Origin of the sequence: Chromohalobacter sp. 296-RDG, from assembly GCF_029889885.1 — a bacterium.
Lineage (GTDB): Bacteria > Pseudomonadota > Gammaproteobacteria > Pseudomonadales > Halomonadaceae > Chromohalobacter.
Map to the genome: position 1 here is coordinate 20,125 of NZ_JARANY010000002.1, position 15,294 is coordinate 35,418.

Consider the following 15,294-nt stretch of genomic DNA (forward strand, 5'->3'; position numbering starts at 1 on the left):
ACTCCGTCGTGAAGTCATTCCGTGAGCAGTCGCCCGTGTTCCACGTGAAACATCGCGACATCCGTTTCCGACTGCCATGCATTCTCGAGCGCACTGCGCTCGACTCCGGTAATAAAGACCTGGCAGTGCAAGCGCGCCAGCCAATGACAAAAGATCTGCCGATGCGAAACATCAAGCTCGGCAGCCAGGTCATCGATCAGGTAAACGCAGGTACGCCCCGTCAGTTCCTCCAGCAAGCGCCCTTGGGCTAATTTCAGCGCACTCACTACCAACTTTTGCTGCCCGCGCGATAGTTCTTCCACTGCAGCGCGCTTGCCAATACGCAAACGCAAGTCGGCACGTTGTGGCCCCTGCTGGGTAAAGCCCATTTGCCGATCGGTATCCCGACCGTTTTCGAGCACGTCCAGCAACCCACGTTGTTTATCCCATCCGCGGTAATAGCGAAGAGATAAACCGGAAAGCGGCAACAACTCATGCAATGTCGCTTCGAATGTCTTGGCGAATTGCGCCATGTAGTCGCTGCGCAAGAGGTCGAGTTGTTCACTCCAATGCGCCAACTCTTGCTCCCAGACACGCATCGATCGTAAGTCGATTCTATCATGTCTGAGCAGGGCATTCCGATGTTTCAGGGCGCGTCTTACCCGCCGCCATGCTTCGAAGAACTCATGTTTCACGTGAAACACACCCCAATCCAGAAACTCACGCCGAGCCGCAGGCGCACCCTCCAACAGGCGAAATGCATCGGGGTTGATCAGTTGCAAGGGAAGCGTTTCCGCCAAGCGCGCCACGCGAATACCGCGCTCGCCATCGAGACGAATTTCCAACTCGGCGGCATCGCGTGCTCGACGAACGCCCAACGACACCGGCGGATCACCCGCCAGGCGACCATGCAAGGTGACGGCATCGGCGTCGTGGGTGATCGCGTGCTTGAGCTTCTGGGTGCGGAACGAGCGCGCCATCCCCAGCATGTGTACGCCTTCCAACAAACTGGTCTTGCCACTGCCATTGGCACCGGTCACCAGATTGATCCCCGGCGCGGGGCGCATATCGAGTGCTGCCAGGTTACGCAAACCTAGGAAATTGAGGCGTTCGAGGGGCATAAGGGGATCGGAGGCAGCATGCCATCTCGGACGCGGTTAGCAATGCCGGCGTGAACCGACCGCGCCCGAGACGTACTTGAGTGAAAGAGCAGCGCAGGCGATCAGAGGCGCATCGGCATGACCACATACATGGCATCGCCACCGCCCGGTTCTTCCAGCAGCGCACTGCTGTTGGGATCGGAAAGCGTCATTTGTACGCGATCGGCATCGAGCACGCCGAGCACATCCACGAGATAGCCGACATTGAAACCTACTTCCAAGGTGTCGCCCTCGTATTCGATGGCCACATTTTCCTCGGCTTCTTCCTGCTCGGGGTTGTTGGCCGTCACACGCAGATTGTGCTCTTCAAGATTGAGCCGGACCCCACGATATTTCTCGTTGGAGAGAATCGCGGTACGCGACAACACCTGACGCAACTCGCCACGCTCGGCGATAACGACCTTATCACCACCCCGCGGGACAACTCGCTCGTAATCGGGGAACTTGCCGTCAACCAGCTTGGAGGTAAAGGTGAAATCCCCGGTCTGCGCACGCAGATGAGTGCCACCGATGGTGAGTTCCACCGGTTCATCGCTGCCATCCAGCAAACGCGCCAATTCGAGAATGCCCTTGCGCGGCACGATGAGCTTCTGCGACGGCTCGACGTCGACCTCGGCGCTACGTGCACACACCGCCAAACGGTGACCATCGGTCGCCACCGTACGCACCAAGTGATGACCGAACTCGAGCAGCATGCCGTTCAGGTAGTAACGCACATCCTGCTGCGCCATGGCGAACGAGGTCGCATCGATCAAGTGCTTGAGTGTGCCACGCGTCAAGGTCAAGGTCGTATCGCTTTGACTTCCCTCGATATTCGGGAATTCCGCCACCGGCAACGTCGACAAGGTGAAGCGTGAACGCCCTGCACGTAGCACCGCACGCCCCTCTTCGAGCGTAAAGGTGATATCGGTCCGCTCGGGCAGTGACTTGCAGATATCCATTAGTTTGCGCGCCGGCACTGTCGCCGCCCCCGGTTCGTCGACGTGATGCGGGGCCGTACGACCGATCAGTTCGACTTCGAGGTCCGTCCCGGTCAGTGCCAGTTGCGTGTCGCGTACCTCGAGCAGCACATTGGACAGCACCGGCAGGGTCTGACGACGCTCAACGACGCCGGCGACCAGCGACAGTGGACGCAAAAGGTCTTCGCGGGTGATGGTAAATCTCATGGGCTCCACTCTCGTCCTGGGGTCCAAGGGAATATTCTGGCCGCCATGCTCAACTGGTCAGCAGCCGCAACAGGTTCTTGTAATCCTCGCGGATATCCGCGCTTTCTTCCTTGAGTGTTTCCACCTTTCGGCAGGCATGCAGCACCGTAGTGTGATCGCGCCCCCCGAAAGCATCGCCGATCTCGGGCAAGCTGTGGTTGGTCAATTCCTTGGCCAAGGCCATGGCGACCTGGCGCGGACGCGCCACTGAACGCGAACGACGCTTGGAGAGAAGATCGGCCAGCTTGATCTTATAATACTCCGCCACCGTGCGCTGAATGTTGTCGACGCCGACCTGTTTGTCCTGCAGGGCCAGCAGGTCCTTGAGCGACTCACGAATGAAATCTTGGGTGATCGGCTTGCCCATGAAGTGCGAGTCGGCGATGACCTTCTTCAACGCCCCTTCCAGTTCACGCACGTTGGAGCGGATCTTCTGTGCGATGAAGAACGCTGCATCGTGCGGCAAGTCGACCTTGGCCTGGTCGGCCTTTTTCATCAGGATAGCCACGCGAGTTTCCAGCTCAGGCGGCTCAATGGCCACCGTCAGTCCCCAGCCGAAGCGCGACTTGAGGCGTTCTTCTACCCCGCTGATTTCCTTGGGGTAGCGATCCGAGGTAAGGATCATTTGCTGACCGCCCTCAAGCAACGCATTGAACGTATGGAAGAATTCTTCCTGCGAGCGCTCCTTGCCGGCGAAAAATTGGATGTCGTCGATCAGCAGTGCGTCCACGCTGCGATAGAAACGCTTGAAATCGTTGATGGCGTTGAGCTGCAGCGCCTTGACCATATCAGCCACGAAACGCTCTGAGTGAAGGTAAACCACCTTGGCTTTGTCCCGCTGGCCGGCCAGATGATTGCCTACCGCATGCATGAGGTGCGTCTTACCCAAGCCAACACCACCGTACAGGAACAACGGATTGTAGGCACCACCGGGATTTTCGGACACCTGGCGCGAAGCAGCACGCGCGAGCTGGTTCGATTTACCCTCGACGAAGGTTTCGAAGGTAAAATTAGGATTGAGCCCACTCTGGTGCTTGAGGCTCCCTTCCACCTGCACCTGACGTTCGCCACCATCCCGGCGCGAGGAATCCTCGCGCTCACGCATGCGATCGATTTCCTGTTCATCCGCATAATCGCCCTGGGCTCTCGGTGCATGCACGGCGGGCGGCGTCTCGGGGGGACGCGAGGTATTCATGGACGCCGCCGATACCGGTGCCCCCAGATCACGCGGCGATGACATCGCCACGTTGCGGCGGCTGCCGACCGTCAGCTGCACCTTGGGCGGCTTGCTGGAGGCAAGCTCCCTCAGCAACTCATTGATACGCTTCAGGTATTTATCATTGACCCAGTCACGCACGAAGCGGTTGGGCGCCAGCAGACACAGCTCGTTGGCGTCACCGTCCTCCGCCTGCAAGGGGCGAATCCAGGTGTTGAACTGCTGAGAGCTCAACTCATCCTGAAGAAAGTTGAGGCATTGCTGCCAGAGAGCGACCGACACACGACCTCACCTAGCGTTGATGAATGGCCGACTATTGTATCGTTCGACGCCCGGGTTATCCACATGGATGCCGAGTCTCTTTTCCTGTGGAAAACCCTATCCCTAACTCAGCGCACAACGTGCCTGTGAAACATGGAGATATCGCAGGGTGTGGAGAAACCATCACTTACCCACAATGCTACCGACAGCTTCTCCGCCTTTTCCCCACAGATTCAAGAACATCTCATGTTATTGTTAATAAATGTACAAATATAGTTATCCACAAACAAGCCCTACTATTCATAACAACATCAGTTAGTAAGATCTTAACAATTATGATAGCTATATCGTTTGTCCAAGGGCAGGCCGACAAGTGACGAGCGTACAAACAAACATCCGCTCGGACCGACTACCTCAGCACATGCCGAGGCCCCGCCGCCGTAACAAAACAGGTGTGGACAAAAGCGCCGGAAAAATTGCACCTGCCCCTGGGATTCACTAGAATTGCCGGTCTTGAGCCGAATACCGCCTGGTGCAAGCGTACCGGGCTCTTCAGTTTCAAATCGTTTCCAAACAACCACGTGAGAATTCGCAGCTATGAAGCGCACTTTTCAACCGAGCGTCCTAAAGCGCAAGCGCATGCACGGCTTCCGTGCTCGCATGGCCACCCAGAGCGGCCGCCAGGTGCTGGCACGTCGTCGCGCCAAAGGTCGCAAGCGTCTGAGCGCCTGACTGGACAACGAATGTCCGATCAGGGCTTTCCCCGGCGGCGGCGACTGCTAACCGCCGGGGACTATCAGCACGTCTTCGCTCATGCGTCCTTCAAGGTGCACGGCAAGGGCCTTTTGATGCTTGCGCGTCCCAATGCTCTCGGTGAACCGCGAGTGGGGCTCGTATTCAGCAAGAAGAACGTACGTCGTGCTGTCGATCGTAACCGTCTGAAACGCCTCGTCCGTGAATCCTTTCGTCTCCAGCAGCACCATCTCCCCGCCGTAGATATCATCGTTCTCGCTCGGCGTGGGGCTCATGAGCTGGATAACGATACCTTGCATCGCCAACTGCACGGCATGTGGCGACGCCTGGAAAAAGACGTACGCAAGCAGTCGGTCTCGTCCACGCCATCCCCTTGATCGGCATTTCTCCGCCACGTTTCACCGTGGCCGCAGTGCCGGTCGGGACGTGACGTCAGAATGTATCACCGGGCAGAATCCTTATGGACGTAAAACGACTCCTACTCGTCATCCCGCTCGCGGTACTCGCGTATCTACTGGTCATTCAGTGGAACGGAGATTATGGGCAAAACAGCGTCGAGCAACGCGCACCTGAAAGCGTTACCCAGGATACGTCCGAGAGTAACGCCGACAGCGACAGCCTCTCGGTTCCCACGTCCAACAGCGGCGGTAACAGTGCCTCATCGCAAGAGGCCGCCGACATGCCTGGCGCGGACGGGCAAACCAACTCGGACAGCTTGATCGAGGTACGCACCGATACACTGGATATTCGCATCGATCCTAGTGGCGGTGATGTCGTCTATGCTGCGCTACCCAAGCACCATGAGTCCTTGAATAGCGAGCAACCCTTCGTGCTCCTCAGCGACAACAACGTGCGTAGCTACGTTGCCAAGTCGGGGCTCCAATTGGAGGGGCATGATGGGCGCATCGATTTCTCTTCCGAGCAAATGCAATATTCGCTCGGCGACGATCAAGACAGCCTGAGCGTCGACCTCACAGCCGAGGTCAATGGCGCGGACATCATCAAGCGTTATACCTTCGATCGCGATAGTTACGCGGTCAATGTCGAGTACCTGCTCGATAATCAGAGCGAAACGCCTATCACCGCGCGTTTCGTCGGCCAGCTTGCTCGCGACAATAGCGCCGACCCCAGCCAGGGCGGCGGCCCTATGAGCATGAAGTCGTTCCTCGGCGCGACCTTCTCCACGCAAGAAAGCAATTACGAGAAGATCGACTTCGATGACATTCGTGAAGGCAACTTCAAGAATGTCGAGTCCGAGGGTGGCTGGGTCGCCATGATTCAGCACTACTTTACCTCGGCGTGGGTTCCGGTGCAGAGCCAAGAGAATCTTTATTACGCCAATATCGATTCCCGTGATCGCAATGTCGCCGCATTTGCCGGCCCCTCTCAGCAGCTCCAGCCCGGCAATGAAACCACTCTGGCCGCGACGCTCTACATGGGTCCCAAGATTCAGGACCGCCTGGAATCCATCGCGCCGCACCTGGAACTGACCGTCGATTTCGGTTGGTTATGGTTCATCGCCAATCCGCTGTTCTGGCTGCTGGCGAAGATCCATGGCCTGATCGGTAACTGGGGCTGGTCGATCGTACTGCTCACGGTCGTCGTGAAGATCGTGCTCTTCCCGCTCTCCGCCAAGGCCTACAAGTCGATGGCGAAGATGCGCAAGATGGGCCCGGAGATGAAGCGCATCAAGGAGCAGTACGGCGACGATCGACAGAAGATGTCGCAGGAGATGATGAAGTTCTACCAGAAGGAGAAGATTAATCCTCTGGGGGGCTGCCTGCCCATCGTCGTGCAGATGCCAGTCTTCATCGCCTTGTACTGGATGTTGCTGGAATCCGTGGAATTGCGTCATGCGCCCTTCATGCTGTGGATAAATGACCTTTCAGCCCAGGATCCCTACTTCATCCTGCCGATCATCATGGGCGCCTCGATGTTCGTTCAGCAGTTGCTGAATCCGACACCGCCGGATCCCATGCAGGCCAAGATCATGAAGATGTTGCCCGTGGTCTTCACGTTCTTCTTCCTGTGGTTCCCGGCCGGCCTGGTGATCTACTGGATCTGCAACAACGTCATTTCGATCCTTCAGCAGTGGATCATCACGCGCAAGATCGAAAGTGACGGCGAAACGGGAAAAGCCAGTAAAGCCAAGAGCTGACGGCCCTTTCCGTTTACCACCCGATCAGACCCCCGCCTCGGCGGGGGTCTGGCGTTTTGGGTCTACCATCGGGACAATACCGGCAACCAGTCGGAGAACGACATGACCGCCACGCCGCTCTATCGCCAGGACACCATCGCCGCCATCGCCACGCCCCCCGGACGTGGCGGGGTCGGCATCGTACGCATCTCGGGTCCCGCCAGCCGTAAGCTGGCCGAGGGTTTCCTCGGCCATTGCCCTGCGCCGCGTTACGCGCAGTACGGCCCATTTCGCAACGCTGACGACGGTGTCATCGACGAGGGCATCGCGATCTTCTTCCCCGGCCCCCATTCCTTTACCGGTGAGGATGTTCTCGAGCTGCAAGGACATGGCGGACCAGTGATCATGGATCTGCTTCTCGAGCGCTGTGTCACGCTGGGCGCTCGCCTGGCGCGTCCCGGCGAGTTCTCCGAACGCGCCTTCCTCAACGACAAGCTCGATCTGGCCCAGGCCGAGGCCATCGCCGACCTGATCGATGCCAGTTCCCGCGCCGCCGCCGAAAACGCCCTGCGCTCGCTGCAGGGTGAATTTTCGACGCGCGTCGCAGCACTCGTCGACAAGCTGATCGAGTTGCGCATGTTCGTCGAAGCCGCCATCGACTTTCCCGAGGAGGAGATCGACTTCCTCGCCGACGGCAAGGTGGCGGCGATGCTCGACGACGTGTACACCATACTCGGCGAGGTACGCGCCGCCGCCGGTCAGGGGGCACTGATGCGCGAAGGAATGAACGTGGTCATTGCCGGACGCCCCAATGCCGGCAAGTCGAGCCTGCTCAACGCGCTGACCGAGCGTGACAGCGCCATCGTCACCGACATCGAAGGCACTACCCGCGACGTACTGCGCGAATACATTCATCTGGATGGGATGCCACTGCACGTCATCGATACCGCCGGGTTGCGCGACACGCCGGATGCCATCGAGAAAATCGGGGTCGCCCGAGCCTGGGAAGAAATCGAGAAAGCCGACCGCGTACTGCTCTTGGTCGATGCGGCGACCACGACCCAGACCGACCCCATGCAGCTCTGGCCGGAATTCGTCGCACGCCTCCCCCACCCCGAACGCTTGACGCTGGTGCGCAACAAGATCGATGAAAGCGGCGAGGATGCTGCGAGTGATTTATCCACAACCCCACCACTGGTGCGCATGTCCGCCATTACCGGAATGGGTGTGGATAACCTGAAGGATCATCTCAAGACGGTGATGGGCTTCGATGCCACCACCGAAGGACGCTTCTCGGCTCGGCGACGCCATCTCGACGCCCTCGACCGCGCCGGTCAGGCACTCGACAACGGCATCGCCCAGCTACAGGGGCACGGGGCTGGCGAACTCCTCGCCGAGGACCTCCGTGAAGCCCAGAATGCGCTCGCCGAAATCACCGGCGAATTCACTGCCGACGACCTGCTCGGCGAGATCTTCGGCAGCTTCTGCATCGGGAAGTAAGACCGCACGGCGCCTACCTGGCGATGGCCACGCAACTCACGCCGCTACTCGAACACCAGGCGCCGGATGTCCTGGAAGGCCTGCAGGCACCGCTCGCCAGACTCCAGCAGGGCTTGCCGGAGAAGAGCAGCACTGAGCCGGGAGCGAAGGTCAGCAACAGTGCCGACCGCAATGCCTTGCTGACCAACACCCAAGCCCTGGCTGACACCCTGGACAGCCTCGACCGCACGTTGGCCCTTCACGCTGGATCGCCGTCGCTTTCTACAAGGGCTGGGGGCGGCCGGCGCGTTGCCACGGCGACCTGTCGTTGCAGATCTGCGCCCACACGCGTGATACGACCATTCACGCCATGCGCGACATCATCAAGCATACCCCTGGCCTTCTCATGGTGCGCTGGAAACAGGAAGGTACCGTGCCGGTGATGCCTCCCAGCCCCGATACCCCCGCACCCAGCGCGCGCAATTATCTGGGCTTTCGCGACGGCACCGCCAACCCGAACACCGACGACGATGCCCTGATGAATGCCTTGGTGTAGACCGGCACCGATCCCGAAGAGCCCAACTGGGCCCACGGCGGGAGTTACCAAGTGGTACGCATCATCCGCAACTTCGTCGCGCGCTGGGATCGCACGCCGTTGGCCGGTGAACGTGCTTGCCGAGGATCTCGCGACCCTGCACGGCAAGCTGGGTCTATAAGTCACCACGCATCGGTACCGGCCGTCAGCCGGTGCCGCCTGCCAGGCTCACTCCGGTACCCACCACTGCGATGCATGCGTCGCTTCGCCTCCCAGGCAGCGTACGACGCGCGCCAGGCTGTCATCGAGCTGCGTGTCCACACCCCAGGGCGGATTCAAGATCAGCATGCCACTACCATACATGCCATGCGTGGCATCAGCGGGCGGATGCATCAACAGCTCGCTGCGCCAGATCTTGCGTACGCCGCTGCGGCGGACGGCATCCAGCAACTCATGATGGCGTCCGCTGGGCAATAGCGGATACCAGATCAAGACGATAGCATGGCGCACCTTGGCGGCTACGGCCTGCAACGTCGCGGCAACATCAGCGTATTCTTGCTTGAGTTCATAGCTGGGGTCGATGAGCACACAAAGGCGCGGCGTCGCAGGCGGCAAAAAGGTACGCAGGCCTGCCAGCCCGTCCGCGTGGAGGCGTCGTGACTGGTCAGGCAACGCTTGGGCCTCGAGATGGCTTACCTCGCCTGGGTGAAGCTCGTATAGATCGAGCCGATCCTGCGCCCGACATGCCTGGGACAGCCACCAGGGCGAGCCCGGATAGTGGCTGAGCCGAGACGACGCTTGCACCGCGCCGAGACACTCGCACCATGGGCCCAGCAATGAGTCGTCGGCAAGGTGATCGCGTGCCGCCCAGAGGCTCGCCACGCCGTGGCGATACTCCTTGAGGCGCTGCGTCTCCTCGGCATCGAGGGAATACATCCCGCGTCCGGCATGCGTATCGACATACGTAACGGGCGAAGGTTTACGCAATAGATGGCGGAGAACGGCAAACACGGCGAGATGTTTGTGAACGTCGGCGAAATTGCCGGCGTGGTAGGCGTGCTGATAGGCGAGCATGAAAGGGTCCAAAACGACGTGAAGCGCGGGGAAGCCCACGTCAGGGGCGCTGATGAACCTGGCAAGCCAGGCCGGCACGAACCGGCCTGGCGCGATGCCGTGGTCGCTTAGCTCTGCTGAGTAACAGGCGTCAGCGTGATTTCGACACGCCGATTCTGGGCGCGGCCACTTTCGGTATCGTTGCTGGCGACGGGTTGGCTTTCCCCGTGGCCGACCGTGGCGATACGATTGCCGGCGATGCCTCCCTGGCCGAGATAATCGGCCACGGACTGCGCGCGACGCTCCGACAGGCGCTGGTTGTAGTCGGCGCTACCGGTGCTGTCGGTGTAGCCTGCCACATTGATCCGTGTCTTGGGATACTCGCGCATGACGGCGGTGGCATCGTTGAGTGCCTGCCGTGCGGGCGTTTTAAGGTCGCTGGAGTCGACATCGAAGGTCACGCTGCTGGGCATGTTGAGGACAATGTTGTCGCCTTGACGATCGACCCCGATACCGGTTCCGTCGAGATCCTTGCGCAGCTTTTCTTCCTGGGCATCCATGTAGGCACCCACACCACCGCCGATGGCTGCCCCAGTAGTAGCCCCAATCAACGCACGATCACGGGTGCTGCTGCCGCCGTCCCCGGTCAGCGCCCCGGCAATCGCCCCCACGGCAGCGCCGATGCCCGCACCACCGAATGTCTTGCCATGATCACTCTGTTGGCCGCCAGTTTGCGCATTATTGCTCGCACAACCCGTGACACCCATCACCAGAGCCAGCGGAATCGCCATCCATATCGAGCGTTGCATGCGTCCTTTCTCCTTAACTATAAATGCGTTCGAAAAACGTTGTAGCGTTCCTGCTATCGCAGCGTTTTATCACTGCTCATCGCACAGCGCGAGCAGATCGTTCAAGAATAACAGCCCGTGAGGCGATGCCTGTAGGCGCTGCGCCGAGTCGCGCAGCAACCCTTTGGCCTGGGCTTCTTCAAGTCGAGCGTCGAGAAGTGTATCAGGCAAACCGCTTCGCTCGCGCCAATAATGTCGCGGAACGCCCTCGGTAAGACGCAGGGCATTCATCAAAAACTCCAGCGGCAGATCCTGCGTTTCGAGAGCACGTCGCCCAGCGACGAAACCGCGCGGATCCTGTGCACGGCGCAGATAGGCTTCCGGTTGACGCACCTTCCAGCGTCTCTCGATGGCCAAGCTGCCATCGGGCTGCCAAGCGCTCAGCTTGCCGTGCGCCCCGGCCCCGATGCCGAGATAGTCGCCGAACGTCCAGTAGTTGAGGTTGTGGCGCGCCTGGCGATCGGGACACGTGTAGGCGGAAATCTCGTAGCGTTGATAACCCGCGGCCTCGAGCCGCGCATGCCCAGCTTCCTGGATATCGCACAGAACGTCTTCATCGGGCAAGCGCGGAGGCTGTGAATAGAATTCGGTGTTGGGCTCGAGCGTGAGCTGATACCAGGAGATATGCTCGGGCGCCAATGCCAACGCCTGATCGATATCTGCTAGAGCATCTTCCAGACCCTGCTCGGGAAGACCGTGCATCAGATCGAGATTGATGTTATCGAACCCCGCCGCACGCGCGTTGCGCAGCGCCTGAGCGGCTTCATCACCGCCATGAATGCGCCCCAGGCGCTCGAGCTGGCGAGACTGGAAACTCTGAACCCCCAGTGACAGGCGATTGATGCCCGCCTCGCGATACGCCGCAAAGCGGTCGTGTTCCACGGTGCCGGGATTGGCTTCAAGGGTGATCTCGATATCCGAGGCGAACGGTAAGCGTGATTCTATCGCCTGCAACAGACGCCGATACGCCGCACCGCTCAGCAGGCTGGGCGTGCCACCACCGATGAAGATGCTCACCAGCTCGCGGCCGCAGGCCAGCGCCAACTCCGCATCCAGATCGGCGATCAGGGCATCGACATAAGCGCGTTCGGGAAGCGTTCGATCATAGCCCACGCCATGCGAGTTGAAATCGCAATATGGGCATTTGCGCACGCACCAGGGCACATGCACGTAGAGCGACAAGGGAGGCAGGGTCGTCATGAGTCGGCAGACAATTGAGCGAGCAGCGCGGTCATGGCACGGCCTCGATGGCTGAGTCGGTTCTTGTCCTCGGCGGGCATCTCCGCAGCACTCATGCCGCGTTCCGGCACCCAGAAGAGCGAATCGTAACCGAATCCGCCCTCACCCCGCGGATGCGCCAGGATTTCTCCTTCCCAGGCGCACTGCACGATATGCGGCACCGGGTCCTCGGCGTGACGCAAGTATATCAGTACGCACCAGAACCGCGCGGTGCGCTGTCCTTCCGGTACCGCGTCGAGGACATCCAGGAGCTTGCGATTGTTGGCGGCATCATCCTTGGGTTCGCCCGCGAAACGCGCCGAGTAAATCCCCGGCGCCCCATGCAAGGCGTCGACCTCCAGTCCCGAATCGTCGGCGAGAGCGGGACATCCGCTTACCCGCGAGGCTTCGCGGGCCTTGAGCAGGGCGTTCTCGACGAACGTCAGGCCGGTTTCCTCGACCTCGGTCACGGCGAAGTCGTGTTGGAGGCGTATTTCCAGCCCCAAGGGGCCCAGCAAGTGCTGGAATTCACGCAACTTGCCGGCATTGCCACTGGCCAGTACCAGGGTCTTTCGATCCGCCATCATGCATACTCCTTGTCGCTCGGCCACTCATTCTACGGGCCGCTCTACGGTCAGGAAACCACTCTGACCATTAATTCATATATGTTTGAAAACAATATGTTAATGACGCAAATGATATTTCTCATACTTTTGAGCTACTCTTTGTCTAATATAAATTAGCGGCATGACTGAAATTTCTCTTCCCTCATCCATGCCGCGCTCATCGAGAGATCTACGAGCCTCGCCCAACCACTTGATGAGACTCTAGAATTATAAAAAGTTATAAAAAATAAAGGACCATATTCTTTTAAGCTTTAAGATACCGGGATTACTATCTATTTACAAAGGGCATATCTCGGATAAGGCTTGAAGGCAATTCGGCATGAAATCGGCCATGAGAAAGTCGGGAGATGCCACTGATAATGTCTCACACAACACCGGGATGAAACGCATGAGCATGGAAAATACAAGGGTTCTGATGGTCACCGACTGCAATCCGCAGTCGCAGCTGTTCATCGATTACATTCGCCAGCAGCTCGATTGCCAGGTCTCGGCATTGAGCACTCAGGAAAGCTTCGAGCCGCCCACGGACTGCAAGGTCGTGGTATTGCTGGATGCCGACCATGTCGACGAAAACTGCATGCATCTATGGAACAGCCGCGCCAGCGAAAGTCCGGAAATGATCCTGGCAGCTTTCAATCTGCGTGACGACGAGCATGCGGCGGAGTTACTGATCAGTCTGCATCTACAGGGCGTCTTTTACCGCCAGGACAATCTGCTGTTGATCTGCAAAGGCATCGCTAAGCTGCTCGATGGCGATCTATGGATGTCGCGCAACCTCATGACACGCCTGATCGACTTCTATCGCCGCCAACAGCTCAATGCGTATCGTCCGGTATGTGGATTGACCCACCGTGAGCTGGAGATCATCGGCTTGCTGGGCACCGCGAAATCGCCGATCAGCTTTTCGTCAGCGAGCATACCGTCAAGTCGCATCTCTACAATATCTTCCGCAAGATCAAGGTTCACAACCGCATTCAGGCCATGAACTGGGCGCGCCAGAACCTCGGTGCGCCGCCCATGGTCTCGCTGCGCAGCACCCGCAAGGCGCGCACGTCTTGACCTCCAGCAGTACCGAAAAAAGCGCCGCTCCAGAGAGCGGCGCAATATCACGAGACGCACATCACCCACACGCCATGCGGCAACGTGACGACCCTAACCACCCCTTGAGCATAAAGGGAGTACATGACAGGCCCATGACGCAGCCACGACAGAAAGTTAACGGCGTCTCAATTGAGCTGGATACGCTCCTGAATCATCGACACCAGGGTACGATTGGCATCCGGTGCCGTGGTATCGAGATGCACCAGGTGGCTCAATTCATCGTCGGCGAAGGGTTCGAAGCGTTCCAACTGGCGCTCGAGCACCTCAAGCCCCGCCTCGGAGGGATCTCCACCGCGCTGGGCACGCCTCTCGATGCGCGCGCGCAGAGTCGCGTCATCCGCTTCGAAACTCACCAGCAACACCGGCAGCCCACGACGTTCGGCTTCGAAGCACAGTAACGTACGCTGGGCGCGCGTCAGGCAGGTAGCATCGACACAAGCCGGCAGCCCTGACTCCAGCAAGACCCCTGCCAGTTCGGCGAGACGCTCATAGGTACGCTCAGTGGCCTGGGACGTATAGATATCGGCGCCATCGGCGGTGCTGGCTTGGGCCTCGAAGCCGTACAGTCGCTTGCGTTCGATGTCGGAACGCACCCGCACACCGCCCAGCCGCTGCACCATCTCGCCGGTGAAACGGCTCTTGCCACTGCCCGAGACCCCCACGCCCACGATCAGATACGGGAAGCGAAACTCGCTGTAACGCTCAGCCAGAGCAATGTAGTGCTGGTACTCAGCATATACTTCCTGACGTTCATCAGACGTCAATTGTGGTTGGTGGTAATGCAGCATCGCCACCTTGGCTCGCACCAGCGCCCGATAAAGCTTGTAATAGGCAAGCAGGCGCACCAACTCGTAATCGCCGGAGAGTTCCAGATAGCGATTGAGCACGTGGTTGGCGAAGGCCTGTTCGCCGCGCGCCTCGAGATCCATCAACAAGAACGCCAGCTCGCAGCCGACATCGTTCCAGCGCAGTTCGGCGTTGAACTCCAGGCCGTCGAACAGCAGCGCGCGCCCCTCGAAATGCACTGCATTGCCAAGATGAATGTCACCGTGAAGCTCGCGCACGTAGCCTTCGCGCCAGCGCCGCTCGAATTCATGTTCGAGCCGCGCGAAGCTGTCCAGGCTCCAGGTCTCGAGTCGCGAGAGGCGTTCGCGTGCCTGGGTATCGTCGAGCCGCGTCTCGATCAAGCGAAACTCGCGGTCCAGCGTACGGCGCACGGTATCCGGCGAGCCCAGCGGACTATCGCCGCTGATACGCGGCGCGTCTTCGTGAAATGCCACCAACTGATCGACGAGGTCGTCGAGCAGTTCTACCGAAAGCTCGCCACTGGCCTGCAGGGTGCTGAACAGATGACGGTTGCTGAACTGGCGCATCTTGACGGCATATTCGAACGGCGTGCCACTACCATCCAACCGTGGTGTCTCGGGCCTACCACTGATAGGCACCGTCTCCAGATACAACGCCGGGGCGAGCCGCCGATTGAGGCGCACTTCCTGTTCGCAGAGCCGGCGCCGCTTTTCGAGGGTGGAAAAGTCCAGAAAGCTGCCGAAATCCAGCGGCTTCTTGATCTTGTACGCATAGTCACCGGTAAGAATGACCCAGGAAATATGGGTCTCGAACACCTCGACCTCGCCGATCGAGCGTCCAAATTCCTGGCCTTGGCGCAATGCTTCGATCAATACCTGGCTCATTGAGCGTTCTCCCGCATCCTGTCGTTGCATCG

The 15,294-nt window shown here is 59.4% G+C and carries 14 protein-coding genes and 2 pseudogenes; 8 read left to right on the forward strand and 8 right to left on the reverse strand.

Features of this window, described 5'->3' with window-relative positions; translation table 11 throughout:
• Nucleotides 1-14: 14 nt before the first annotated feature.
• The 3 genes from recF to dnaA all read right to left on the reverse strand — a co-directional run bounded on the left by recF (nt 15) and on the right by dnaA (nt 3,842).
• Complete coding sequence (recF, locus tag OP495_RS01395; RefSeq protein WP_280562396.1) at nt 15-1,100, reverse strand: DNA replication/repair protein RecF; 1,086 nt, start codon at nt 1,098-1,100, stop codon at nt 15-17.
• A gap of 101 nt (nt 1,101-1,201) precedes the next feature.
• Nucleotides 1,202-2,305 carry a DNA polymerase III subunit beta gene (gene dnaN, locus OP495_RS01400; RefSeq protein WP_280566677.1) on the reverse strand — a complete coding sequence of 368 codons (1,104 nt, stop codon included), beginning with the start codon at nt 2,303-2,305 and terminating at the stop codon, nt 1,202-1,204.
• 49 nt (nt 2,306-2,354) lie between these two features.
• Nucleotides 2,355-3,842 carry a chromosomal replication initiator protein DnaA gene (gene dnaA / locus OP495_RS01405; protein WP_280562398.1) on the reverse strand — a complete coding sequence of 496 codons (1,488 nt, stop codon included), beginning with the start codon at nt 3,840-3,842 and terminating at the stop codon, nt 2,355-2,357.
• A gap of 576 nt (nt 3,843-4,418) precedes the next feature.
• Between dnaA and rpmH the strand changes: the two genes are divergently transcribed.
• The 6 genes and pseudogenes from rpmH to OP495_RS18765 all read left to right on the forward strand — a co-directional run.
• A complete protein-coding gene (gene rpmH, locus OP495_RS01410; protein ID WP_280562399.1) occupies nt 4,419-4,553 on the forward strand; it encodes a 50S ribosomal protein L34 in 135 nt (44 codons plus the stop codon).
• An 11-nt stretch (nt 4,554-4,564) separates the two neighbouring features.
• Entirely contained in the window at nt 4,565-4,951 is a 387-nt protein-coding gene (rnpA, locus tag OP495_RS01415) for a ribonuclease P protein component (protein WP_280562400.1), read from the forward strand.
• A gap of 83 nt (nt 4,952-5,034) precedes the next feature.
• A complete protein-coding gene (yidC, locus tag OP495_RS01420) occupies nt 5,035-6,732 on the forward strand; it encodes a membrane protein insertase YidC (protein ID WP_280566679.1) in 1,698 nt (565 codons plus the stop codon).
• Between the two features lie 102 nt (nt 6,733-6,834).
• The gene (gene mnmE / locus OP495_RS01425; protein WP_280566681.1) at nt 6,835-8,211 is read left to right on the forward strand and encodes a tRNA uridine-5-carboxymethylaminomethyl(34) synthesis GTPase MnmE; all 1,377 of its coding nucleotides are present in this window, start codon (nt 6,835-6,837) and stop codon (nt 8,209-8,211) included.
• A gap of 247 nt (nt 8,212-8,458) precedes the next feature.
• Entirely contained in the window at nt 8,459-8,746 is a 288-nt protein-coding gene (locus tag OP495_RS01430) for a Dyp-type peroxidase domain-containing protein (protein ID WP_348521288.1), read from the forward strand.
• 27 nt (nt 8,747-8,773) lie between these two features.
• A pseudogene (locus OP495_RS18765) lies at nt 8,774-8,854 on the forward strand (hypothetical protein); the annotation flags it as partial.
• 99 nt (nt 8,855-8,953) lie between these two features.
• Here OP495_RS18765 and rlmJ read toward each other — a convergent pair.
• The 4 genes from rlmJ to rdgB form a co-directional block, all read right to left on the reverse strand.
• Nucleotides 8,954-9,799, reverse strand: coding sequence for a 23S rRNA (adenine(2030)-N(6))-methyltransferase RlmJ (rlmJ, locus tag OP495_RS01435; RefSeq protein ID WP_280562404.1), 846 nt, complete (start codon nt 9,797-9,799; stop codon nt 8,954-8,956).
• Between the two features lie 107 nt (nt 9,800-9,906).
• Entirely contained in the window at nt 9,907-10,587 is a 681-nt protein-coding gene (locus OP495_RS01440; protein WP_280566683.1) for an OmpA family protein, read from the reverse strand.
• Between the two features lie 69 nt (nt 10,588-10,656).
• Entirely contained in the window at nt 10,657-11,826 is a 1,170-nt protein-coding gene (gene hemW / locus OP495_RS01445) for a radical SAM family heme chaperone HemW (protein WP_280566684.1), read from the reverse strand.
• Entirely contained in the window at nt 11,823-12,428 is a 606-nt protein-coding gene (gene rdgB, locus OP495_RS01450; RefSeq protein WP_280566880.1) for an RdgB/HAM1 family non-canonical purine NTP pyrophosphatase, read from the reverse strand. Before rdgB ends, hemW begins: the two co-directional genes overlap by 4 nt.
• Nucleotides 12,429-12,885: 457 nt before the next feature.
• Between rdgB and OP495_RS18770 the strand changes: the two are divergent.
• Both OP495_RS18770 and OP495_RS18775 read left to right on the forward strand, forming a co-directional pair.
• A pseudogene (locus OP495_RS18770) lies at nt 12,886-13,182 on the forward strand (DNA-binding response regulator); the annotation flags it as partial.
• A gap of 176 nt (nt 13,183-13,358) precedes the next feature.
• Nucleotides 13,359-13,529, forward strand: coding sequence for a LuxR C-terminal-related transcriptional regulator (locus OP495_RS18775; RefSeq protein ID WP_348521289.1), 171 nt, complete (start codon nt 13,359-13,361; stop codon nt 13,527-13,529).
• A 167-nt stretch (nt 13,530-13,696) separates the two neighbouring features.
• Here OP495_RS18775 and OP495_RS01460 read toward each other — a convergent pair whose 3' ends face one another.
• Nucleotides 13,697-15,262, reverse strand: a complete 1,566-nt coding sequence (locus OP495_RS01460; RefSeq protein WP_280562408.1) for a bifunctional aminoglycoside phosphotransferase/ATP-binding protein — start codon at nt 15,260-15,262, stop codon at nt 13,697-13,699.
• Nucleotides 15,263-15,294 lie beyond the last annotated feature (32 nt).